Source organism: Ralstonia nicotianae (genome assembly GCF_018243235.1).
In the GTDB taxonomy this organism is placed as follows: Bacteria; Pseudomonadota; Gammaproteobacteria; order Burkholderiales; family Burkholderiaceae; genus Ralstonia; species Ralstonia nicotianae.
The window spans coordinates 1,290,612-1,311,754 of sequence record NZ_CP046674.1; the positions used below are offsets into that span (position 1 = coordinate 1,290,612).

23 protein-coding genes are annotated in these 21,143 nt (G+C 69.1%); 17 read left to right on the forward strand and 6 right to left on the reverse strand.

The features are described from left to right. Positions 1-10 precede the first annotated feature (10 nt). Positions 11-661: a uracil phosphoribosyltransferase gene (gene upp, locus GO999_RS05935; RefSeq protein ID WP_011002116.1), complete on the reverse strand. Its 651-nt coding sequence runs from the start codon at positions 659-661 to the stop codon at positions 11-13. Positions 662-802: 141 nt separating this feature from the next. On the opposite strand from upp, the gene GO999_RS05940 reads away from it, so the two are divergent. The 4 genes from GO999_RS05940 to GO999_RS05955 are packed head-to-tail and all read left to right on the forward strand — an operon-like array spanning position 803 to position 3,955. Continuing rightward, a complete protein-coding gene (locus GO999_RS05940) occupies positions 803-1,729 on the forward strand; it encodes a DMT family transporter (RefSeq protein ID WP_011002115.1) in 927 nt (308 codons plus the stop codon). An 18-nt stretch (positions 1,730-1,747) separates the two neighbouring features. Further along, positions 1,748-2,539, forward strand: coding sequence for an SDR family oxidoreductase (locus GO999_RS05945; RefSeq protein WP_011002114.1), 792 nt, complete (start codon positions 1,748-1,750; stop codon positions 2,537-2,539). A gap of 10 nt (positions 2,540-2,549) precedes the next feature. Further along, positions 2,550-2,984, forward strand: a complete 435-nt coding sequence (locus tag GO999_RS05950) for a methylglyoxal synthase (RefSeq protein WP_019718524.1) — start codon at positions 2,550-2,552, stop codon at positions 2,982-2,984. Next, positions 2,981-3,955 carry a quinone oxidoreductase family protein gene (locus tag GO999_RS05955; RefSeq protein WP_011002112.1) on the forward strand — a complete coding sequence of 325 codons (975 nt, stop codon included), beginning with the start codon at positions 2,981-2,983 and terminating at the stop codon, positions 3,953-3,955. Before GO999_RS05950 ends, GO999_RS05955 begins: the two co-directional genes overlap by 4 nt. A gap of 8 nt (positions 3,956-3,963) precedes the next feature. Here GO999_RS05955 and GO999_RS05960 read toward each other — a convergent pair whose 3' ends face one another. Further along, positions 3,964-4,260 (reverse strand): YkvA family protein, encoded by a 297-nt coding sequence (locus GO999_RS05960; protein WP_016722844.1) that lies wholly within the window; start codon positions 4,258-4,260, stop codon positions 3,964-3,966. Positions 4,261-4,617: 357 nt separating this feature from the next. On the opposite strand from GO999_RS05960, the gene GO999_RS05965 reads away from it, so the two are divergent. The 5 genes from GO999_RS05965 to GO999_RS05985 are packed head-to-tail and all read left to right on the forward strand — an operon-like array spanning position 4,618 to position 8,176. Further along, on the forward strand, positions 4,618-4,920 hold the full coding sequence (locus GO999_RS05965; RefSeq protein ID WP_223259709.1) for a hypothetical protein: 303 nt from the start codon (positions 4,618-4,620) through the stop codon (positions 4,918-4,920). A 4-nt stretch (positions 4,921-4,924) separates the two neighbouring features. Further along, positions 4,925-5,992: a radical SAM protein gene (locus GO999_RS05970; protein ID WP_011002109.1), complete on the forward strand. Its 1,068-nt coding sequence runs from the start codon at positions 4,925-4,927 to the stop codon at positions 5,990-5,992. After that, positions 5,989-7,098 carry a hypothetical protein gene (locus tag GO999_RS05975; RefSeq protein WP_011002108.1) on the forward strand — a complete coding sequence of 370 codons (1,110 nt, stop codon included), beginning with the start codon at positions 5,989-5,991 and terminating at the stop codon, positions 7,096-7,098. Before GO999_RS05970 ends, GO999_RS05975 begins: the two co-directional genes overlap by 4 nt. After that, complete coding sequence (locus GO999_RS05980; protein WP_089190724.1) at positions 7,098-7,619, forward strand: hypothetical protein; 522 nt, start codon at positions 7,098-7,100, stop codon at positions 7,617-7,619. The genes GO999_RS05975 and GO999_RS05980 overlap by 1 nt, the downstream gene beginning before the upstream one ends. Then, positions 7,616-8,176 carry a DUF4019 domain-containing protein gene (locus tag GO999_RS05985; protein ID WP_011002106.1) on the forward strand — a complete coding sequence of 187 codons (561 nt, stop codon included), beginning with the start codon at positions 7,616-7,618 and terminating at the stop codon, positions 8,174-8,176. The genes GO999_RS05980 and GO999_RS05985 overlap by 4 nt, the downstream gene beginning before the upstream one ends. 66 nt (positions 8,177-8,242) lie before the next feature. Here the strand turns inward: GO999_RS05985 and GO999_RS05990 are convergent, their stop codons facing one another. Genes GO999_RS05990 through GO999_RS06005 form a run of 4 tightly spaced genes read right to left on the reverse strand, consistent with a single transcriptional unit; the run spans position 8,243 to position 13,023 of the window. Beyond that, positions 8,243-9,400 carry a BMP family ABC transporter substrate-binding protein gene (locus GO999_RS05990; RefSeq protein ID WP_020832342.1) on the reverse strand — a complete coding sequence of 386 codons (1,158 nt, stop codon included), beginning with the start codon at positions 9,398-9,400 and terminating at the stop codon, positions 8,243-8,245. Positions 9,401-9,460: 60 nt separating this feature from the next. Next, on the reverse strand, positions 9,461-10,381 hold the full coding sequence (locus GO999_RS05995; protein ID WP_167798251.1) for an ABC transporter permease: 921 nt from the start codon (positions 10,379-10,381) through the stop codon (positions 9,461-9,463). Positions 10,382-10,394: 13 nt separating this feature from the next. Next, on the reverse strand, positions 10,395-11,504 hold the full coding sequence (locus GO999_RS06000) for an ABC transporter permease (protein WP_011002103.1): 1,110 nt from the start codon (positions 11,502-11,504) through the stop codon (positions 10,395-10,397). Continuing rightward, positions 11,497-13,023 carry an ABC transporter ATP-binding protein gene (locus tag GO999_RS06005; RefSeq protein ID WP_011002102.1) on the reverse strand — a complete coding sequence of 509 codons (1,527 nt, stop codon included), beginning with the start codon at positions 13,021-13,023 and terminating at the stop codon, positions 11,497-11,499. Before GO999_RS06005 ends, GO999_RS06000 begins: the two co-directional genes overlap by 8 nt. Before the next feature lie 548 nt (positions 13,024-13,571). Between GO999_RS06005 and GO999_RS06010 the strand changes: the two genes are divergently transcribed. The 8 genes from GO999_RS06010 (at position 13,572) to pcp (ending at position 21,128) form a co-directional block, all read left to right on the forward strand. Further along, positions 13,572-14,795 carry a multidrug effflux MFS transporter gene (locus tag GO999_RS06010; RefSeq protein WP_071895445.1) on the forward strand — a complete coding sequence of 408 codons (1,224 nt, stop codon included), beginning with the start codon at positions 13,572-13,574 and terminating at the stop codon, positions 14,793-14,795. 260 nt (positions 14,796-15,055) lie between these two features. Next, the gene (gene pxpB, locus GO999_RS06015) at positions 15,056-15,703 is read left to right on the forward strand and encodes a 5-oxoprolinase subunit PxpB (protein ID WP_020832339.1); all 648 of its coding nucleotides are present in this window, start codon (positions 15,056-15,058) and stop codon (positions 15,701-15,703) included. Continuing rightward, the gene (locus GO999_RS06020) at positions 15,700-16,761 is read left to right on the forward strand and encodes a 5-oxoprolinase subunit C family protein (RefSeq protein ID WP_021155266.1); all 1,062 of its coding nucleotides are present in this window, start codon (positions 15,700-15,702) and stop codon (positions 16,759-16,761) included. Before pxpB ends, GO999_RS06020 begins: the two co-directional genes overlap by 4 nt. A 19-nt stretch (positions 16,762-16,780) precedes the next feature. Beyond that, positions 16,781-17,524 (forward strand): 5-oxoprolinase subunit PxpA, encoded by a 744-nt coding sequence (gene pxpA, locus GO999_RS06025; RefSeq protein ID WP_089190725.1) that lies wholly within the window; start codon positions 16,781-16,783, stop codon positions 17,522-17,524. 64 nt (positions 17,525-17,588) lie between these two features. Further along, complete coding sequence (locus GO999_RS06030) at positions 17,589-18,308, forward strand: DUF969 domain-containing protein (protein WP_089190726.1); 720 nt, start codon at positions 17,589-17,591, stop codon at positions 18,306-18,308. A 5-nt stretch (positions 18,309-18,313) separates the two neighbouring features. After that, a complete protein-coding gene (locus tag GO999_RS06035; protein ID WP_011002096.1) occupies positions 18,314-19,270 on the forward strand; it encodes a DUF979 domain-containing protein in 957 nt (318 codons plus the stop codon). A 105-nt stretch (positions 19,271-19,375) separates the two neighbouring features. After that, positions 19,376-20,395, forward strand: a complete 1,020-nt coding sequence (locus GO999_RS06040; protein ID WP_011002095.1) for a TRAP transporter substrate-binding protein — start codon at positions 19,376-19,378, stop codon at positions 20,393-20,395. A gap of 85 nt (positions 20,396-20,480) precedes the next feature. Further along, complete coding sequence (gene pcp, locus GO999_RS06045) at positions 20,481-21,128, forward strand: pyroglutamyl-peptidase I (RefSeq protein WP_089190727.1); 648 nt, start codon at positions 20,481-20,483, stop codon at positions 21,126-21,128. Positions 21,129-21,143: the final 15 nt, after the last annotated feature.

Here is a 21,143-nt window from a genome sequence, read left to right on the forward strand (position 1 = left end):
GCCGGCGCGATCAGTTCTTGGTGCCGAACAGCCGGTCGCCCGCGTCGCCCAGGCCGGGGATGATGTAGGCGTGCTCGTTGAGGTGCGAATCGAGCGAGGCGACGTACAGCTTCACGCCGGGGTGCGCCTGCTGGAACACCTCCACGCCTTCCGGCGCCGCCACCAGCGCGAGGAACAGGATGTGCTCGTCCGGCACGCCGCGCTGCTTCATCACGTCGACGGCGTGCACGGCCGAGTGGCCGGTGGCGACCATCGGATCGCACAGGATGAAGGTGCGCTCTTCCAGGTCCGGCAGCCGCACCAGGTATTCGACCGGGCGGTGCTGCTCGTCGCGGTACACGCCGATATGCCCGACGCGCGCCGACGGGATCAGCTCCAGCAGCCCGTCGCTCATGCCCACGCCCGCCCGCAGCACCGGCACCACCGCCAGCTTGCGGCCGGCGATGACGGGGGCGTCCATCGGGCCCATCGGCGTCTCGATGTGGCGCGTGGTCAGCGGCAGGTTGCGCGTGATCTCGTAGCCCATCAGCAGCGTGATCTCGCGCAGCAGCTCGCGGAAGGTGCGCGTGGACGTGTCCTTGTCGCGCATGTGCGTGAGCTTGTGCTGGATCAGCGGGTGGTTGAGGATGAACAGGTTGGGAAAGCGCGGATCTTGTGTCATGGCAGCGGGTCCGGCAGGAATGTGGGGCATTGTACCGGCGTGCTCCGGCGCCGGGTGGCGCGGCCCGCGCGGGCCGGAACGTTTTGCCGAATTCACATACAATCGACGGCGCCCTTCAACCCGCGCTCGTCCGCTTCCCCTGTGACCACCGCGTCTTCTGCGTCCCCCGCCTCCACGCGTCCGGCCGATGCCGGCGGTCTGCTGCTGGCCTCGGTGGGCGCCGTGCTGTTCTCTGCCAAGGCCATCGTCGCCAAGCTGATGTACCGCTACCAGATCGACGCGGTGATGGTGATCACGCTGCGCATGCTGCTGGCCGCGCCGCTTTTCATGGCGATGGGCTGGTGGCAGTCGCGCCGCGCGGCGCCGCTGGCGCCGGCCGACCGCTGGCGCATCGTCGGCTTGGGGCTCATCGGCTACTACCTGTCCAGCTTTCTCGATTTCCTCGGCCTGCAATACATCACCGCCGGGCTGGAGCGGCTGATCCTGTTCCTCACGCCGTCGTTCGTGCTGCTGATCACGGCGACGGTGTTCAAGCGGCGCATCACCGGCCTGCAGTGGCTGTCGATGGCGATCGCCTACGCCGGCATCGTGATGGTGTTCGCGCATGACCTGGGCCTGGGCGGCCGCCACGTCTGGCTCGGCGGCGGCCTGGTGCTGGCCAGCGCGCTCAGCTACGGCATCTACCTGCTGGCCAGCGGCGAGCTGGTCCGGCGGGTCGGCTCGATGCGGCTGGTGGCCTATGCGATGTGCGTGTCGACGGTGGCGTGCATGGTCCAGTTCTTCGTCCTGCGGCCGGTGTCGGCGCTGGTGCTGCCGTGGCAGGTCTACGGCCTGTCGGCCATCAACTCGGTGTTCTGCACGGTGGCGCCCGTGACGCTGACCATGATGGCGGTGGCGCGCGTGGGCGCGCCGGTGGCGTCGCAGGCGGGCATGATCGGGCCGGTGTCGACGCTGCTGCTGGGCTGGTGGCTGCTGGGCGAGCCGATCACGCTGTGGCAGGTCGGCGGCAGTGCGCTGGTGCTGGCCGGGATGGCACTGCTGTCGCGGCGCGGCAATCAATCGAACTGAGTCGAGGAGGCAGCCGGGATGGATCTGGGCTTGAGGGGCAAGCGCGCACTGGTCTGCGGCGCGAGCAAGGGACTGGGCTTCGCCTGCGCCGATGCGCTGGCGGCCGAGGGCGTGGACGTGGTGATCGTCGCGCGCGGCGCCGAGGCGCTGCAGGAGGCGGCCGGGCGCATCCGCGGCGCGCATGGCGTGCGCGTCGAGGCGGTGGTGGCCGACATCGCCACACCGGAAGGCCGCGCCGAAGCGCTGCTGGCCTGCCAGCGCCTGGGCGGCTCGCCCGACATCCTCGTCACCAACGCGGGCGGCCCGCCGCCGGGCAACTTTCGCGACTGGGGCCGCGAGGCGTGGCTCGCCGCGCTCGACGCCAACATGCTCACGCCCATCGAGCTGATCAAGGCCACGGTCGACCCGATGATCGAGCGCGGCTGGGGCCGCATCGTCAATATCACCAGCAGCGCGGTGAAGGCGCCGATCGATGTGCTGGGGCTGTCCAACGGGGCACGCTCGGGGCTGACCGGCTTCGTGGCCGGCCTGGCGCGCGAAGTGGCCCGGCACGGCGTGACCGTCAACAACCTGCTGCCCGGCCCGTTCGAGACCGAGCGCCTGGCCAAGACACTGGAAGCCGGTGCCAGGGCCGCCGGCGTCAGCGCCGAGGCGCACTACGCGCGCCGGCGTGAAGCCAACCCCGCCCGGCGTTTCGGCCAGCCGGCCGAGTTCGGCGCCGTGTGCGCGTTCCTGTGCAGCCGGCAGGCCGGCTACCTGAACGCGCAGAACATCCTGCTGGATGGCGGCGCCTATCCCGGAACGTTCTGAGTCCACGACCATGACCACCATCACGCCCGAGGGCCCCGTGCCCAAGCGCCGCCGCATCGCCCTGATCGCGCACGACCACAAGAAGGACGACATGATCGCCTTCGCGCAGACGCACAAGGCCTTCCTGATGCGATGCGACCTGCTGGCCACCGGCACCACCGGCGGCCGGCTGCAGGACGAAGTCGGCCTGAGCGTGCAGCGCATGCTGTCCGGCCCGTGGGGCGGCGACCTGCAGATCGGGGCGCAACTGGCCGAGGGCCGCGTCGATGCCGTCATCTTCCTGCGCGACCCGATGACGCCGCAGCCGCACGAGCCCGACATCAACGCGCTGGTCCGCGCCTGCGACGTCCACAACATTCCCTGCGCCACCAATCTGGCGACGGCCGACCTGGTGATGATTGCACTGGGCCTGGCGCAACCCGACCCCAAGGAGATCCACGCATGACGAAAGCCATCCGCATCTTTGAAACCGGCGGTCCCGAGGTGATGCAGCTCGTCGACGCCGAGGCGCCCGCGCCGGGGCCCGGCGAAGCCCGCATCCGGCAGCATGCCATCGGGCTGAACTACATCGATGTGTATTTCCGCAGCGGCCTGTATCCGCAGCCGCTGCCGGGCGGCATCGGCATGGAGGCTTCGGGCGTGGTGGAGGCGGTGGGCGAGGGCGTGACCCACGTCCGGCCCGGCGACCGCGTGGCCTACGCCGGCCGTCCGACCGGCGCCTACGCCGAGGTGCGCACCATGCCGGCCGATATCCTGGTGCGCCTGCCCGAGGCCATCGGCTTCGAGACCGGCGCGGCCATGATGCTGCAGGGGCTGACCGCGCAATACCTGCTGCGCGACAGCTACCGCGTGCAGCCGGGCGACACCGTGCTGTTCCACGCGGCGGCCGGCGGCGTGGGCCTGATCGCTTGCCAGTGGCTCAAGGCGCTGGGCGCCACCGTGATCGGCACCGTCGGCAGCGATGCCAAGGCGGCGCTGGCCCGCGCGCACGGCTGCGACCACACCATCGTCTACACGCGCGAGAACTTCACCGAGCGCGTGCGCGAGATCACCGGCGGCAAGGGCGTGCCCGTGGTCTACGACGGCATCGGCAAGGACACCTTCTCGGGCTCGCTGGATTGCCTCGCGCCGCGCGGCATGATGGTGAGCTATGGCAACGCGTCCGGCCCGGTACCGCCGTTCGACCTCGGCGTGCTGAGCGCCAAGGGCTCGCTCAAGCTGACGCGCCCGACGCTGATGACGTACACAGCGCAGCGCGCGCTGCTGGAGCCGATGGCCGCCGAGCTGTTCGACGTGGTGGGCAGCGGCAAGGTGAAGATCGAGATCCACCAGCGCTACGCACTGGCCGACGCGGCGCAGGCGCACCGCGACCTCGAAGCGCGCAAGACGACCGGCTCGACGATCCTCCTGCCGTAAGCCGGCGGCTACCGCCCGCTCGGCCGCACGCGCCGGGCGGCGGCAAAGCGTGCCTCCTCGCGCACGCGTTCGGGCAGGGCGCGCAACAGCGCATGCAGCGCCAGCGGCACCAGCACGATGTCATCCACCCAGCCGATCACCGGGATCACGTCCGGGATCAGGTCGATCGGCGAGACCACGTAGCCGGCCAGCAGCAGCGCGGCCGGCGTCAGCCACCACGGCGCCTCCGGATGGCGCAGCGCGAACCACAGCAGGCGCACATCGTTGCGCACCACGCTCCACAGGCGGAAGAGGCGTCCGAACATGACAGGCTCCTTCATGAAGGGCCGGCGTCACATGGGCGCGACGCCGACGGGCCATCGTAGCAGCTTGGGGAGACCGAGCGGTTTTCAAGCGCGGCCGTGAAGATGCCGGCCGGCTTCCTGTTGCCGATCTTGCCGTTCACGCCGCGCGCATCTTGCGCCGGGCGTTGCGCCCGCCGGCGGGCGCTCCGGCTCAGCGAATTTTGACAATGGATGACTCCTCTCATATCTATGATGAATTGGATTGGGGGGATCACATTGATTTGGCGACGTTGCATTCTGATCGCGTGGGTTTCGACGCATTGCCAAGCGACATCGGCAATCGACTGCCGCGCCGGCGCGCACGCAACGCAGCGGACGGTGTGGCGCGCATTCGAGGGCCTGGTGGCGAAATCGGAAATCGCCCCGAAGCTGGCCGCCTTGAGCCCGGCAATCTGCTGGCTGCCCGACGCGCAAGAGCTGGCCTGCTACCGCGCCGATGCGCCGGCCGGGTATCGCGATGCCGATTTCTATTGGGTGAAGTCGCCCGACCCGCGGGAAGCGGAATACCCGCTCTACTATCACGTCCCGTCCGCGAGAACGATGGAGTTCGGCCAGCTGGCGCCGGACGCCCGGCTCGTCGTCCGCTGCCTGGCCGGCGATCAACGCATCGGCGGGCATTGAGGCCATGGCGATCCCGGACTATATCGATCGGCGTGTGCTGTCTGTTTTCCCCGACTCGCTGACCATCATTCCCACCTACCGCTGCAACGCGCAATGCGAGCAGTGCTGCTTTGAATCGAATCCGAGAATCCGGACGCGGCTGTCGCTGGATGACATCAAGCGCAGCATCGATGCGGCGGTCGACCGCTTCGAGAACCTGAAGCTGATCGTGTTCAGCGGCGGGGAGGTCTTCCTGCTGAAGGAAGACCTGTTCGAGGCGGTGGCCTATGCCGCGAAGAAGGGATTGCTGACCCGCTGCGTGACGAATGCCTTCTGGGGCCGGAAGCCGGCGCATGCGCAGGCCGTTGCCGACCGGCTGCAGTCCTGCGGCGTCGCGGAGATCAATATCAGCACGGGCATGGACCACCAGCGATGGGTGCCGTTTGCCTCGGTCGAGCACGCGGTCGAAGCCCTGGTCGGCAAGGACATCTTCACGCTGGTGACGGTCGAGCGGGATTCGGAGACATCGGACTGTTTTGCGCAGGCCACACAGAGCGACGTGTTTCAGGCGGCATTGCGATCCAAGCCGCTGAAGTTCTCGCTGCAATGCAACAGCTGGATGCCGTTCAACGACCGGTACGTACAGCGCGGCAAGCCGGCCGGGCTCGCGGCGCTGACGCAAGGGTGCTCGCAGATCTTCCATAACCTCGTCGTCACGCCGCGCGAGGAGCTGGCGGTCTGCTGCGGCCTGACGTTCGAGCACATCGACGAACTCAAGGTCGGCAGCCTGGCCAGCCGGTCCATGGGCGACCTGTTCGAGGACACTTTCCGCGATTTCCTGAAGATCTGGATCCACATGGATGGCCCCGGAGACATCCTCCGGAAGTTGTTCGGCGAGGCCATCAACGATGAGCTCAGCGGTGTCCACCACATCTGCCAAGCCTGCGCGATCCTGCACCAGCACCCGGAAGTGAGGCGGGCGCTGCAGGAGCGGTATCACGAATTCGTTCCCGATGTCATTGCGCGGTTCAATTTGCGGATCGCATTCCGCCAACACGAGAAGGCTCTGGCGAGCGGGAGGGGGCAGTCATGAAGCGCAGGCGGATACTGGGCGCGATTGCGGGGATGGTCGGCCTCCCCGGGGCCGCTTCCGGCACGAGTCTTTACGGAACGCCGGCCAGCATCGGCCTCGCGAAAAGCGCGTACCCGAGCGACCCGCTGCGTCTCGTGCTGGATGCGGACAAGCTTCCGCCCGCCATTTCCGGCGCCCTGACGTCGTTCGGCGGGGTGTGGGAGCGGGTGCTGACGAACGCCGACGAAAAGGCGAGGTTCCAGCGCGATCCCGCCGCGTATCTGCAGGCGAACGGGATTCCGGAAAGCGTGCTCGGGGCGCGGGACCAGGAGATCCGGCTCCTGCTGGCGATCTGCGATGAGCGGGTGCTGTCCGCCTCGATCCGCGGCGACTATGCCGGGTTTCTCGGCGAGCTGTCGCGCCTGGCGGTCATCCGCTCGGGGCCGCCGTCCATTCTCAAGAAGCGGGTGCTGGAAGTCCTGCGCAGCGGCGGGGCGATGCTCCGCCGTGGCGGCGTGGACGTGCGCACCAATGACATCCAGGACATCAGCGCGCTGGCGGCGGACGATGAACTGAAATTCATCTACAGCCAGATCGCGCCGAGCATCGATCAGGTTGCCGTGGCGGCCGTGCCGGTGGCCATCGCGGCCATCGTGGTGACCTATGTGTCGGTCGCGACCACGGTGACGGTCGCCATTCTGGCGGGGGTCTACATCTCGGTCGCGGTGGCCACGGCCGTGGTCGCGAGCGGGGGCAACACCTGCGGGACGTCGTCCGACGCGCTGTTCGCGGGGCCGGTGACCGCGCCGATCTCAAAGGGCACTTCCCGCTCGGAAGCGCAGCGGGCCGTCGAGCACGCGTTCGCGGAGCGCGCGCTGCTGGCCAAGCGCATGCTCGCGCTGGATCCGGCCTATTTCGCCAGCGCGCAGCAGGCCGCGCGGGTGGCGCGGCTGCTGAACCAGGATCAGTTCCTGCTGGAAACCAACCGGCAGCTCGTGCGGGACGAGGTCGACGCCTTCGTCGCCGCGGCCGAGAAGATCGGCGTCCTGACCATTCCCGCGGCGACCAGGCAATCCGTCGTCGAGGCGATGCAGAACATCTCGCTGCGCGCCGCAGCGCTCATGTGATGGAGGGTAGGGTGGAAAACGTGGAAGTGCTTCGGCCCGATACCAGGGCCGCGCTGGTGCTGTTCCTGCTCGTGGTCTGCGTGCCGGCCCTGGTGGTGGTGGTGGCCAATGTCTATGCGAAAGGCGGGGCCGGGTATCGGGTGCCCGCCGCGATCGTCGGGGTGCTGCTCGTGACGTTCGCGGTCCTGCTGGTGTTCATGCATCGGGCCGACTTCGGGGTTGCCGACGGCGTGCTGACCGTCAGGAGCAGCTTCTACGAGGTCAAGGTTCCGCTCGCCGACGTGGAGGGCGAGCCGACGATCGTGGATCTCGCCCAGCATCCGGAGCGGGGGCCGAAGATCCGGACCAACGGTTTCAGCCTGCCGGGCTACCACTCCGGCTGGTATGTCGGCGCCGACAAGCGCCGGATCTTCGCGGCAATCGCGGGGCCGCGCGTCCTGTCGATCCGGGTGAAGTCCGGCTACGACATTCTGGTGAGCGTGAAGGATCCGGAGCGGGTCGGCTCGCTGCGGGGGAAATGAGTCTTGCGATTTCCGGGGCGATCATGAAAAGGCGTGATGCATTCAGACTGGCGGCCGGCGTTTCGCTGGTGGGCATGGCCGGCGTGGGCCTGCCGACCTCGCGGGCGGCCGAGACGATGGGGCAGAAGGAATTCCTGTTCTGGCTGGACGATCGGGATCGCTCCGCGGTGCGGACGGTCGCCGAGCAGATCCTGAAGGAAATCGACGCGGGGGTCCGGGATGCCCGCTATCTGCAGGGGGTCTACCAGCGTGCCGGCGGCGTGACCCACGCCCGCTATTCGAACGGCACGGCGTTCTCCGATCGCATCCTCTCGAACCGGGGATCGCTGGGGGCCGTGAAGGCACGGGCAGTCCAGGGTGTCGAAGGCGGATTCCGCATGCTGCCCAATCTCCCCGGGGGCGAGTACGTGATCGCCATCTACGATGCCGTGTTCTCGGGCGCGCCCGATCTCCTGTACACGGAGCAGGTGACGCTGTCCCGCGAGCCCGGGGTGGCGTCGTCGCCCTGGACCTTCGTGGAGTACTACGTCAACTCGAAACCTTTCTACAAGTACTGACGAGAACTGACGAAAAAAGCCGGCCGCCCTCGCGAGCGGCCGGCTTGCGGTCCGGGCGGATGCGGATCAGCCCGGAATCTTGCCTTCCACGCCTTCCACGTAGAACTTGATGCCGTGCAGGAAGCCGTCGTCGGCGACCTTGTCGGCGGGCAGGACTTCGCGGCCGGTGTTGTCCTTGAGCGGGCCCTTCCAGATCGGGGCGGAGCCGTCGATCACGCCCTTCTTCCGGGTCTCGACCAGCGCCTTGACGTCTTGCGGCACCACCGGATTGAACGCGCCCAGGTCGATCGCGCCTTCCTTCAGGCCCCACCAGGTCGAGCCGGACTTCCACTGGTTGTCGAGCACATCGCCGACGACCTTGGTGTAATACACGCCCCAGTTGTTCATCGAGGCGGCCAGGTGGGCCTTGTCGCCGAACTTGGTCATGTCGCTGTCCCAGCCGATCGCGTAGGCGCCTTTCTCCTGGGCGGTCTGCACCACGGCGGCGGAGTCGGTGTTCTGCATCAGCACGTCGACGCCCTGGCCGATCAGCGTGGTGGCGGCCTCGCGCTCCTTGCCCGGATCGAACCACTTGTTGACCCACACCACGCGGGTGGTGGCCTTCGGGTTGACGCTGCGCGCGCCCAGCGTGAACGCGTCGATATTGCGGATCACCTCGGGGATGGGCACCGAACCCACCACGCCCAGCTGGCCCGACTTGCTCATCTTGCCGGCCACCACGCCCGCCAGGTAGGCGCCCTCGTACGTGCGCACGTCGTACTGGGCCAGGTTGTCGGCGGTCTTGAAGCCGGTGGCGTGCTCGAACTTCACGTCCGGGAATTCCTTGGCGACCTTGAGCATCGACTCCATGAAGCCGAAGCTGGTGCCGAAGATGACCTTGTAGCCCTGGGTGGCGAGGTCGCGGAATACGCGCTCGGCGTCGGCCGCGCTCTCGGGCACGCTTTCGATGAAGGTGGTCTTCACTTTGTTGCCGAACTTGGCCTCGACGGCCTTGCGGCCCATGTCGTGGGAGAAGGTCCAGCCGGCATCGCCGACCGGGCCGACGTAGACGAACGCGACCTTCAGCGGCTCGGCCGCGGCCGGGGCGGGCGCGGTGGCCGCGGCGGGTGCCGAGGCGGCGGGCGCGGCGGTCTTGTCCGCTTCGTTGGATTTGCCGCAGCCCAAGAGGGCCATGGCGGCGCCGGCGGCCAGGGCGGCCAGCGTGATCCTGCGGGTAACGTTCATCGATTTCTCCTCTTGTGTGGCTCGGTTGCGTGAGATGAAGCGAAGGAAGGCGGGGCCGGCCTAGGCGGTGCCGGGGCGGAACGGCTTGCCCAGCGAGGCAGGCATGTTCAGCCGGATCCAGTCCGGGTTGCGCGAGATGACGGCCAGCACGACGATGGTCGCGGCGAACGGCGCCATCGACAGGATCTGCGACGGCACCGATACGCCGATCCCCTGCAGGTAGAACTGCAGGATCGTCACGCCGCCGAACAGCAGCGCGCCGAACAGGATGCGCAGCGGGCGCCAGGTGGCGAAGGTGGTCAGCGCCAGCGCGATCCAGCCGCGGCCGGCCACCATGTTCTCCACCCACATCGGCGTGTAGATCAGCGACAGGTAGGCGCCGGCCAGCCCGCAGCACGCGCCGCCGAACAGCAGCGCGCCGAAGCGGATGGTGCGCACCGGGTAGCCCAGCGCGTGCGCGGATTCCGGCGATTCGCCGATCGCGCGCAGCGTCAGGCCGGCCCGCGTCCTGAACAGGAACCACGCGATGGCGCCGCACAGCAGCAGGGCGCAGTAGACCATCCAGTGTTGGCCGAACAGTGCCGGTCCGACGAACGGCAGCGATTTCAGCCCCGGAATGCCGTACGCCTGCGCCGGCAGCGACATGCCGACAAAGCGCTGGCCGATGAAGGCCGACAGCCCGGTGCCGAAGATCGACAGGGCGAGGCCGGTGGCGACCTGGTTGGTCACCAGCACCAGCGCCAGCCAGGCGAACAGGGCGGCCATCACCATGCCGGCCAGCGCGCCGGCGGCAAAGCCCAGCAGCGGGATCTGGGTCTGGTAGCCGACCATGAAGCCGGCCACGGCGGCCACCAGCATCATGCCTTCGGCGCCGAGGTTGAGCACGCCGGCGCGCTCGTTCATCAGCAGGCCCAGGGCGGCCAGCAGCAGCGGGGTGCCGGCGTTGATCGACGCAGCGATCAGGGGAGCGAGACTTTCCATGGCGGGGTCCGGATCAGCGGTGCGCGCGCCAGCGCAGGCGGTATTCGATGAGGGTGTCGCAGGCCAGCAGGAAGAACAGCAGCATGCCCTGAAACACCCCGGTGATGGCGGCCGGCAGGCCCAGGCGCGACTGCGCGAGCTCCCCGCCGATGTAGAACAGCGACATCACGATCGCCCCCAGCACGGTGCCCAACGGATGCAGCCGACCGACGAAGGCCACCACGATGGCGGCAAAGCCGTAGCCGGGCGAGATCGACGGCAGCAGCTGGCCGATCGGCCCCGCCACCTCGAAGGCGCCGGCAATGCCCGCCAGCCCGCCCGAGACCAGCAGCGCCGTCCATAGCGCCGCGCGCGACGAGAAGCCCGCGTAGCGCGCGGCCTGCGGCGCCAGCCCGCCCACCTGCAGCCGGTAGCCGGCGAAGCTGCGGAACACGAACAGCGTCATCGCCGCGGCCATCGCCAGCATGAAGAGGAAGCCGACGTGCAGGCGCGTGCCGGCCACCAGCGTCGGCAGCACGAAGGCGCTGTCGAACACCATCGACTGCGGGAAGTTCATGCCGTTCGGGTCTTTCAGCGGGCCGTTGACCATGTACAGCAGCAGCAATTGTGCGATGTAGGTCAGCATCAGCGAGACCAGGATCTCGTTGGCATGGAAGCGGTCGCGCAGCAGGGCGGTGAGGCCCGCCCACAGCATGCCGCCGGCCAGCCCGGCCACGACGGCGAGCAGCAGCGCGGCGCCGCCCGGGATGGCCGGCGTGGGCGTATCGAAGTGGATGATGGTGGCCGCCGCGAAGATGCCGCCGACGATCAGCTGCCCCTCCGCGCCGATGTTCCACACGTTGGCGCGGTAGCACACCGACAGGCCCAGCGCGCACAGCACCAGCGGCACGGTCTTGAGCAGCACCTCGCCGATGGCGCGCTTGGTTGCAAGCGGCTCGATCAGGAACACGCGCACGCCGGCCACCGGGTCCTTGCCCAGCAGCGCGAACAGCAGCAGGCCGAACACCAGGGTCAGCGCCAGCGCGATCAGCGGCGAGGCATAGGCCATGGCGCGCGACGGCAGCGCGCGCAGTTCCAGCGAAACAGGCAGCGCCAGGCGGCTGCCGTGCATGACGTCAGCCATGGGCTACCTCCGTCGTGGAAGCCGCGTGGGCGGCGGTCTTGTCCCACATGCCGCTCATCCACAGGCCGATCTGCTCGCGGTCGGTGGCGTGGGCGGGCGTCGAGGGCGACAGGCGGCCGTTGGCGATCACGTGCAGGCGGTCGCACAGCGCAAAGAGTTCGTCGAGTTCTTCCGACACGATCAGGATGGCGCACCCCGCGGCCTTGAGCGCGAGGATCTCGTTGTGGATCTGCGCCGCCGCGCCCACGTCGACGCCCCAGGTGGGCTGCGCGACGATCAGCACGCGCGGCGCGCATTCGATTTCGCGGCCGACGATGAATTTCTGCAGGTTGCCGCCCGACAGGCTCTTGGCCTGCGCATCCGGCCCGCCGGCCTTGACGCCGAAGCGCTGGATGATGCCGGCGGCCAGCCCGGCGGCGGCCTTTCTATCGATCAGCCCGCCGCGTACCTGCGGTGCGCGCTGGTGCGTCAGCAGCGTATTGGCCGCCAGCGACAGCGAGGGTACCGCGCCGCGCCCGAGCCGCTCCTCCGGCACGAACGACAGCCCGCGCTTGCGGCGCGCGCGCGGGTCCAGCCTGGCGACGGGCTCGCCGTCGATCCTCACCGTCTGCGCGGCGGCGCGGGTGTCCTCGCCCGACAGCGCGGCCAGCAGTTCCTGCTGCCCGTTGCCCGACACGCCCGCGATGCCGACGATCTCGCCGCTGCGCAACTGCAGGGCAATGTCGTGCAACTGCGTCGCGAAGGCGTGCGACTTGGGCAGCGACAGGCCGGCCACTTCCAGGCGCACTTCGCCCGGCGTGGTCTGCGGACGCAGCTCGCGCGGCGGCTCGCCGCCGATCATCATGCGCGACAGCGACGACGCGGTCTCCCGGCGCGGATCGCACACGCCGGTGACCTTGCCCGACCGCATCACCGTGGCGGCGTGGCACAACGCCTGGATCTCGTCGAGCTTGTGGCTGATGTAGAGGATGCTGGTGCCTTCGGCCGCCAGCTGGCGCAGCGTGACGAACAGCTTCTCGACCGCCTGCGGCGTCAGCACCGAGGTGGGCTCGTCGAGGATCAGCAGGCGCGGCCGCGTCAGCAGCGCGCGCACGATCTCCACGCGCTGGCGCTCGCCCACCGACAGCGTATGCACATGGCGATGCGGCTCGAGCGGCAGGCCGTACCGGTCGCCGGTGGTGCGGACCTGTTCGGCCACGTCGCGCAGATCGCGCAGGTCACCACGATCGGCGGGCAGGCCGAGCAGGATGTTCTCGGCCACGGTGAGGGTATCGAACAGCGAGAAATGCTGGAACACCATGGCGATGCCCAGCGCGCGCGCCTGGTGCGGATTGGCGATCTCGACCGGCTGGCCGTCGAGCTGCATTTCGCCGGCATCGGGCTGGACCGCGCCGAAGATGAGTTTCATCAGCGTCGACTTGCCGGCGCCGTTCTCGCCCAGCACGGCATGGATCTCGCCCGGCGCGACGGTGAGGCTCACGCCGTCGTTGGCGACCACGCTGGGGTATCGCTTGGTCATGCCTGTCAGCGACAGGCGCGGAGGAAGTGGTGTCACAACAGGTTGGCTCGTGGTTTCCGTGCCGCTTGCCGCGAGCCCGAAGCGCCCCCGAAGCGGTCTTGTATGGGTTGTTGACGACGCTTCACAGCATGCGGCAACGGCGCAGATTCGTGCCGATGCATCGCATTCATCATCATAGGCGTGTGATGCCTGCCATCAACGGACGATTATAGCTTCCGGCTTTTCGCCGGCCGCCCGGTCCGGGCGCTTGCGCGCCGTCTCGTACGGGGGCGGTGGGTGTGCAAATCCCGTGCCGGGTATGCGAGCCGCGCGTCATGGCAGGCCGGGCGCGCGAGGTGCCCGGAATCGGCGTCGGCCGGCTTGTCATGCCGGGGTATCCAGGTGGGCCGCGGCTCCCCGCGGTGGCGCGGCGGGCTTCGGTTTGCACCGCGGCAGTGCCGTGGCCGCGTCCGGCGGGCGATGCGGCTTTGCGCTACAGTTTGACGTTTGCTCCGGCGCGATCCCGATCCGTTTCCGTGCGCGATCGCTGCCGTGTTTCCCGCGCCCCCATGACTGCTCCCGATTCCAGACGCGCTCGCCTGCCCCGCCTGCGCGGCGCCATTCCCGGCTGGCTTCTGCTGCTGGGCGCGCTGACCGCCATCGGTCCGCTATCGGTCGACATGTACCTGCCGAGCCTGCCCACCATCGCGCGCGATCTCAGGACGTCGTCGGCCGCGGCGGGGATCACGCTCACGGCGTTCCTGGTCAGCCTGGCGATCGGCCAGCTGATCTACGGCCCGGCCAGCGACCGCTTCGGCCGCAAGCCCCCGCTCTATATCGGCCTGGCCCTGTACGTGGCGGCGTCGGTCGGCTGCGCGTTCGCCACCGATGCCACCATGCTGGCCGTGCTGCGCGCCGTGCAGGGGTTCGGCGGCTGCGCGGGCATGGTGATCTCGCGCGCGGCCGTGCGCGACCGGATGGATCCGGCCGGCGCGGCGCAGGCCTACTCCACGCTGATGCTGGTGATGGGTGTGGCGCCCATCCTCGCGCCGATGATCGGCGGGGCGCTGCTGCAGGTGACCTCGTGGCGGATGATCTTCGCGGTGCTGGCGGCGTTCGGCGTGCTGTCGCTGGCGGCGGTGCATTTTCTGATGCGCGAGTCGCTGGATGCGGCGCACGCGCGGCCGCTGGCCGTCGGCCGGGTGCTGCGCGACTACTGGGAACTGCTGCGCGATCGCCATTACGCCGCCTATACGGCGTGCGGCGCGGTATTCGTGTCGGGCATGTTCGCCTACATCACCGCCTCGCCGTTCGTGCTGATCGACCATTACGGATTGAGCCCGTCGCACTATGCGTGGGTATTCGGCAGCAATGCGGCGGGCATGATTGCAGCCTCCCGGATCAATGTGCGGCTGATGCGCCGGTCTACGCCGGCCCGGGTGCTGCGCCGCGCGCTGTGGATGCCGGCCGCGACGAGCGTGGCGGCTGCCGCGGTGGTCGGCGCCGGTTTCATGCCGCTGCCGCTGGTGCTGGCGGCGCTGTTCTGTTACGTCGCCTCGATCGGCTGCATTTCGCCCAACACGGGCGCGCTTGCCATGGCCGGGCAGGGGGCCCGCGCCGGCACGGGCTCGGCGCTGATGGGCGCCATGCAGTTCGGCCTGGGCATGGTCACCGGCACGGTGGTCGCCGCGTTCGGGCAGGGCGCGGCACCGTTGCTGGGCATGATGGCGGTCAGCGCCGTGCTGGCCCTGTGGCTCGGCCTGCGCGCCACGCAGCACGAGCACGGCGGCTGAAGACGGCGGCGCGGTGCCGTTTTCGGCTGCCGCTTCGGTTCGAGATGACGCAGGCACGGTCGGCTGTCCATCCGGGGCAGCACCTTGCCTATGATGAACGGGGCCCGGATCGCACCAAAAGCACGCGGAGATGCACGTTTGGTGAGCTAAGGGTTACTTCTTATACATAATTTACCGACATTTTATTAACGTATCGATTTGGATTCAGCGCCCCTTTCTCGATATCTTCCGAGCGGGGCCCATGACGAACGGGGGCCAAGTTGCAGTGCACGATTCACCGGCTGGGCGAACTGGCGCTGTTGTGCGAAGTGCCGCCGCCGGCGACCTTGACTTGCCAGCAGCGCATCTGGGCGATGGCCTCGCGCGCGTCCGAGTGGGCGGGCGTCATCGACGTGGTGCCGGGCATGAACAACCTGACGCTCGTCTTCGGGCCGCAGGCCGATGCGCAGGCGCTGACCGCGCTGCTGCGCGAGGCGTGGCAAGAGAGCGGCGCGCTGATCGCCGACGGCAAGCGGATCGACATCGAAGTCGCCTACGGCGGTGACGACGGCCCGGACCTGCGCGATGTCGCGGCCCACACGGGCCTGAGCCCCGAGGAGGTGGTGCGCCGCCATACCGCGCCCGAATATATCGTCTACTTCCTGGGCTTCCTGCCGGGCTTCGCCTACATGGGCGGGCTCGACAAGTCGCTCGCCACGCCGCGCCGCGCGGAGCCGCGCATGGCGGTGCCGGCCGGTTCGGTCGGCATCGGCGGCGAGCAGACCGGCATCTACCCGGCCGCCTCCCCCGGCGGCTGGCAATTGCTCGGCCGCACGGACGCGGCGCTGTTCCTGCCCCAGCGCGACCCGCCGGCGCTGCTGGCGCCCGGAGACCGCATCCGCTTTGTCGCCTCGAAGGTGCACGCATGAGCCGGCCCACTTCCCGTGCCGCGCCGGCCTTGATCGAGATCGTGCGGGCCGGCGTGCTGACGTCGGTGCAGGACCTCGGCCGCACCGGCTATCGCCGCTTCGGCGTGTGCATGTCGGGCGCGCTCGATCCGCTGTCGCTGTACGTCGGCAACCGGCTGGTGGGCAACCGCAGCGATGCGGCCGGCATCGAATTCACGCTGGGCCACGCCACGCTGCGGTTCCTGGCCGACGGGCTGGTCGCCCTGACCGGGGCCGACTGCCTCGCCACGCTGGATGGGGCGCCCGTCCATGCCTGGCATGCCTTTCCCGTGCAGCGCGGCCAGACGCTGACGCTGCGCGTGGCGCAGGGCGGCGTGCGCGCCTACCTGTGCGTGGCCGGCGGCATCGACGTGCCGGAGGTGATGGGCTCGCGCGCCACCGACCTCAAGGCCGGCTTCGGCGGCTTCGAAGGCCGTCCGCTGCGCGACGGCGACCGGCTGGCCGCGCTGCCGGCCGATCGGTCGCACGCGCCCGATGTGAGCGGCGCCGCGATCGGCGTGAAGGCGCCGCGCTGGACCTTCGACCGCATGCGCGGCGAGCTTCCGGTGATGCGCGTGCTGCCCGGTCCCGAATACGACGATTTCCTGGCCGATTCGCAGGCCGCGTTCTGGGAATCGGAGTGGACGCTCACCCCCAACAGCAACCGCATGGGCTTTCGCCTGCAGGGGCCGGAACTCGTGCGCAGGCAGCTGCGCAGCGGCGACCTGCTGTCGCACGGCGTGGTGCCGGGCGTGATCCAGGTGCCGCCGTCCGGCCAGCCGATCGTGCTGATGGCCGACGCGCAGACCACCGGCGGCTACCCGAAGATCGGCACCGTCATCCTGGCCGACCAGTGGCGCCTGGCGCAGGTGCCGCTCGGCACGCGCATCCGCTTTGCCCGCGCGACGCTGGAAGAGGCCGAGGCCGCGCGCGCCGACGTGTCGCGCTACCTGCAGCAGATCGAGACGGCGCTGGACTGGCAGCGCCGGGGCATCCTGTCGGTGGCGCGGCGCACCGCCAGGACACGCCCGATGGCTTGATGGAACGAGGAACCTACCGATGACAGCAATCGACCTGAACGCAGACCTGGGTGAAGGCTGCGACAACGACGAAGCCCTGCTCGCGCTGGTGAGCTCGGCCAACATCGCCTGCGGCTGGCACGCGGGCGACGTCAACACGATGCGCCAGACCACCGCCTGGGCGCTGCGCCAGGGCGTGTCGATCGGCGCGCATCCGAGCTTCCCCGACCGCGAGAACTTCGGCCGGACCGAGATGCACCTGCCGCCGGACGAGGTCTATGCCGGCGTGCTGTTCCAGATCGGCGGCCTGTCGGCCATCGTGCGGGCGCAGGGCGGCAGGCTCGCGCACGTCAAGCCGCACGGTGCGCTGTACAACCAGGCCGCGCGCGACCGGCCGCTCGCCATGGCGATCGCCCGCGCGGTGCGCGACTTCGATGCGTCGCTGGCGGTGTTCGGGCTGGCCGGCGGCGAGCTGGTGCAGGCCGCGCGCGAGCTGGGCCTGGCCGCCAAGGAAGAGGTCTTCGCCGACCGCGGCTACAACGCCGACGGCACGCTGGTCAAGCGCGGCACACCCGGTGCGCTGCTCGAAAACGAAGAAGCCGCGCTATCGCAGACACTTGCCATGGTGCGCGAACAGCGTGTCCAATCCGTCGACGGCGTGTGGGTCCCGATTCGCGCGCAGACCGTCTGCCTGCACGGCGACGGCGCGTATGCGCTGGCGTTCGCGCGGCGCATCCGGGACCGGCTCGGCAGCGAGGGCATCGCTGTGCGCGCCGGCGCCTGAAACCTGCCCCGCACGGTGGTTCGCGCGGGGCTTTTTTTCACAACAAGAAGGGGGGAAGTTCCACATGGATACGGCAGTGAATCTATGGCCGCTGATCGGGGTGGTCGTCATCATCGCGGGGTTCATCCTGCGGTTCAATCCGATGCTGGTGGTGGCCGTGGCCGCCATCGCCACCGGTTTCGCGGCGTCGATGCCGATCGACAGGATCCTGACGGCGATCGGCACGGGCGTCATCAAGACGCGCACGCTGCCGCTCATCATCCTGATGCCGCTGGCGGTGGTGGGCCTGCTTGAGCGGCATGGCCTGCGCGAGCACGCGCAGAACTGGATCGCGCGCATCCGCTCGGCCACGGTCGGCCGCCTGCTGATCGTCTACCTGGCAGTGCGCGAGCTGACCGCGGCCGCCGGCCTGACCAGCCTCGGCGGCCATCCGCAGATGGTGCGCCCGCTGCTGGCCCCGATGGCCGAGGGCGCCGCGGAGAGCCGCTTCGGCAAGCTGCCCGATCCGATCCGCGAACGCCTGCTGGCCTTCTGCGCCGCCACCGACAACGTCGGCCTGTTCTTCGGCGAGGACATCTTCGTGGCCTTCGGCGCCATCGCGCTGATGCATACCTTCCTGCTGGGCTCGGGCATCGACGTCGAGCCGCTGCGCATCGCCGTGTGGGGCATTCCCACCGCGATCTGCGCGTTCCTGATCCACGCCGTGCGCCTCAAGCGCCTGGACGGCTGGCTCGCCCGCGAGATGGGCGCCGTCGGCACCGTAGCCGCAGCCAAGCAGGGGTGAGCACCATGATTCTGTCGATCAACTATCTGTACTGGCTGGCCGGGATCGTCCTGACGATCACCGCGCTGATGACCTTCGCCGACAAGACGCACCCGCGCCGCTGGGCCACCGGCCTGTTCTGGGCGATCTTCGCCGTGATCTTCCTGGTGGGCGACCGGCTGCCGCCGATCGTGGTCGGTCTCGGCGCGGTGCTGATGGCCGTGCTGGCCGGCTTCGGCGGCGTGGTGCTGGGCAAGCACGGCGAGCTGCCCGTCGAAGCGCGCCGCGCCTCCGCCGAGCGTCTGGGCAACCGGCTGTTCATCCCGGCGCTGACCATCCCGGTGGTCACCGTCATCGGCAGCGTGCTGCTCAAGGACGTGAAGCTCGGCGGCGCCTTCCTGCTCGATCCGAAAAACCAGACCTTCGTGTCGCTCGGGATCGGCTGCATCGTCGCGCTGGGCTTGGCCTGCTGGCTGACCCGCGACACGCCGGCGCAGGCCATGCGCGAATCGCGCCGCCTGACCGAGTCGCTCGGCTGGGCGCTGGTGCTGCCGCAGATGCTGGCCATGCTGGGCCTGGTCTTCGCCGATGCGGGCGTGGGCAAGGCCGTGGCACACCTGACCACCGCCTACATCAACATGGACTATCGCCTGGTGGCGGTGATCGTGTACTGCGTGGGCATGGCGCTGTTCACCGTCATCATGGGCAACGGCTTCGCGGCTTTCCCGGTCATGACGGGCGGGGTGGGGGTGCCGATCCTGGTCGGCGTGTACCACGCCAACCCGGCGGTGATGGCGGCGATCGGCATGTTCTCCGGCTACTGCGGCACGCTGATGACGCCGATGGCGGCCAACTTCAACGTCGTGCCGGCCGCGCTGCTGGAGCTGTCCGACAAGAACGCCGTCATCAAAACGCAAGTCCCCACCGCGCTACTGTTGCTGACAGCCAATATCGTGCTCCTGTACTTCCTGATGCTGCGATAATCGCGCCCGCACGCCGGCCGGTACGCCATTGGCGCCATGCCGGCCGGCGCTGCGTCATCCACATAACAAAACAATCCGCATCAAGCTCTTTTCCGGGGGGAATCCATGAGCAGCCAGATGACGGGCGGACGTGCCATGCCGGCACGCCGCCTTCTTTGTGTTTTCGCGGGAGCGCTCTCGCTCCTGTCGGCCGTCCACGCGCACGCCGAAACGTTCCGCGTCGCCACGGCGTATCCGGCGACCAACTTCCACACGCAGAACCTGCAGGCCTTCGCCGGCGCCGTTGGCCCGGCCACCGGCGGCGAGCTCAGGCTGGAGGTCTACCCGAGCGGCACGCTGCTCAAGCCCGCCGCCATCTTCGACGGCGTGAAGGAGGGCAAGGCCGAAGGGGGCGAGGTGATGCTGTCCACGCTGGCGCAGCGCGACCCGATGTTCGGCGTCGACTCGATTCCGTTCCTGGTCGAGAACTACAACGATGCCCGCCTGCTGTGGGAGGCGTCGCGCCACAAGATCGAGTCGCTGATGAAGGCCAGCGGCCTGCGCCTGCTGTACGCCGTGCCCTGGCCGCCGCAGAACCTGTATTCCAGCACGCCGATCGCCCGCCTGTCCGACCTCAGGGGCCATCGCCTGCGCACCTACAATGCCGAGCAGAAACGCATCGCCGATCTGTACGGCGCGCAGCCCATCCCGGTGGAAGCCGCCGATCTGGGCGCCGCGATCACCGCCGGCCGCATCGACACCATGCTGACCTCGCCGTCGACCGGCCTCGAGACCCGGGCGGGCCAGCGCCTGACCTACTATTACAAGGTCAACGCGTGGATTCCCAAGAACGCCGTGTTCGTCAGCGAAGCGCGCTTCGCCAGGCTGTCGCCCGCCGCGCAGCAGGCGGTGCTGAAGCTCGCCGCGGAATACGAAAAGCGCGGCTGGGAAGCGAGCCGCCAGACCTACGAGCGCGATGAGGTCGAGCTCGCCAAGACCGGCGTGCGCGTCATCAATCCCGATGTGACGCTGCTGGGCGACATGCGCCGCCTCGGCGAACGCCTGACGCGCGAATGGCTACGCTCCGTCGGGACCGAAGAGGTCGACATCCTGCTGTCCTACGAGCACAAGCGCAAGCTCAACTGACCGGGCAGCACGCAAGGCGCCCGGGCATGGTGCCGCCCGGGCGGCTATCATCATTGGCGATCGGGTACCGTCGCAGGAGACCGTCATGCCCACCGTCCTCGTCACCGGTTTCGATCCGTTCGAAAACGAGCCCGTCAATCCGTCATGGGAAGCCGTGCGTACGCTCGACGGCCAGGGCATCGCCGGCGCCGACATCGTCACGCGCCAGCTGCCGACGGTGTTCGGCGAATCGATCCGGGTGCTCGACAGGCTGCTGATGAGCCTGCGCCCGGACGTGGTGATCGCCGTGGGCCAGGCCGGCGGGCGCGCCGAGATGGCCATCGAGCGCGTCGCCATCAACGTGGACGATGCGCGCATCGCCGACAACGCCGGCCGGCAGCCGATCGATACCGCCATCGTCGCGGGCGGGCCGGCGGCGTACTTCTCGACGCTGCCGATCAAGGCCATCGTGCACGAACTGCGCGCCGCCGGCGTGCCCGCCTCGGTGTCGCAGACGGCGGGGACGTTCGTCTGCAACCATGTCTTCTATGGGCTGATGCACGCGATTGCCCACCACGGGCTGCACGCGCGCGGCGGCTTCATCCATATTCCCTATCTGCCGGCGCAGGCGGCCGGGCATCCCGGGCAGCCGAGCATGGCGCACGACACCGTCGTCGCCGGACTGCGCATTTCGATCGAGACAACGCTGCGCAGGCAGGAAGACATCCGGGAAGCGGGCGGTCAGTTGCACTGAGCCCGGGACGATCGT

What these genes read in the sequence shown, in the direction of transcription:
- upp (WP_011002116.1), bottom strand. Translation starts at nt 661, where the DNA reads ATGACACAAGATCCGCGCTTTCCCAACCTGTTCATCCTCAACCACCCG.
- GO999_RS05945 (WP_011002114.1), top strand. Translation starts at nt 1,748, where the DNA reads ATGGATCTGGGCTTGAGGGGCAAGCGCGCACTGGTCTGCGGCGCGAGC.
- GO999_RS05950 (WP_019718524.1), top strand. Translation starts at nt 2,550, where the DNA reads ATGACCACCATCACGCCCGAGGGCCCCGTGCCCAAGCGCCGCCGCATC.
- GO999_RS05955 (WP_011002112.1), top strand. Translation starts at nt 2,981, where the DNA reads ATGACGAAAGCCATCCGCATCTTTGAAACCGGCGGTCCCGAGGTGATG.
- GO999_RS05960 (WP_016722844.1), bottom strand. Translation starts at nt 4,260, where the DNA reads ATGTTCGGACGCCTCTTCCGCCTGTGGAGCGTGGTGCGCAACGATGTG.
- GO999_RS05970 (WP_011002109.1), top strand. Translation starts at nt 4,925, where the DNA reads ATGGCGATCCCGGACTATATCGATCGGCGTGTGCTGTCTGTTTTCCCC.
- GO999_RS05975 (WP_011002108.1), top strand. Translation starts at nt 5,989, where the DNA reads ATGAAGCGCAGGCGGATACTGGGCGCGATTGCGGGGATGGTCGGCCTC.
- GO999_RS05980 (WP_089190724.1), top strand. Translation starts at nt 7,098, where the DNA reads ATGGAGGGTAGGGTGGAAAACGTGGAAGTGCTTCGGCCCGATACCAGG.
- GO999_RS05985 (WP_011002106.1), top strand. Translation starts at nt 7,616, where the DNA reads ATGAGTCTTGCGATTTCCGGGGCGATCATGAAAAGGCGTGATGCATTC.
- GO999_RS05990 (WP_020832342.1), bottom strand. Translation starts at nt 9,400, where the DNA reads ATGAACGTTACCCGCAGGATCACGCTGGCCGCCCTGGCCGCCGGCGCC.
- GO999_RS05995 (WP_167798251.1), bottom strand. Translation starts at nt 10,381, where the DNA reads ATGGAAAGTCTCGCTCCCCTGATCGCTGCGTCGATCAACGCCGGCACC.
- GO999_RS06000 (WP_011002103.1), bottom strand. Translation starts at nt 11,504, where the DNA reads ATGGCTGACGTCATGCACGGCAGCCGCCTGGCGCTGCCTGTTTCGCTG.
- GO999_RS06005 (WP_011002102.1), bottom strand. Translation starts at nt 13,023, where the DNA reads ATGACCAAGCGATACCCCAGCGTGGTCGCCAACGACGGCGTGAGCCTC.
- GO999_RS06010 (WP_071895445.1), top strand. Translation starts at nt 13,572, where the DNA reads ATGACTGCTCCCGATTCCAGACGCGCTCGCCTGCCCCGCCTGCGCGGC.
- GO999_RS06020 (WP_021155266.1), top strand. Translation starts at nt 15,700, where the DNA reads ATGAGCCGGCCCACTTCCCGTGCCGCGCCGGCCTTGATCGAGATCGTG.
- pxpA (WP_089190725.1), top strand. Translation starts at nt 16,781, where the DNA reads ATGACAGCAATCGACCTGAACGCAGACCTGGGTGAAGGCTGCGACAAC.
- GO999_RS06030 (WP_089190726.1), top strand. Translation starts at nt 17,589, where the DNA reads ATGGATACGGCAGTGAATCTATGGCCGCTGATCGGGGTGGTCGTCATC.
- GO999_RS06035 (WP_011002096.1), top strand. Translation starts at nt 18,314, where the DNA reads ATGATTCTGTCGATCAACTATCTGTACTGGCTGGCCGGGATCGTCCTG.
- GO999_RS06040 (WP_011002095.1), top strand. Translation starts at nt 19,376, where the DNA reads ATGAGCAGCCAGATGACGGGCGGACGTGCCATGCCGGCACGCCGCCTT.
- pcp (WP_089190727.1), top strand. Translation starts at nt 20,481, where the DNA reads ATGCCCACCGTCCTCGTCACCGGTTTCGATCCGTTCGAAAACGAGCCC.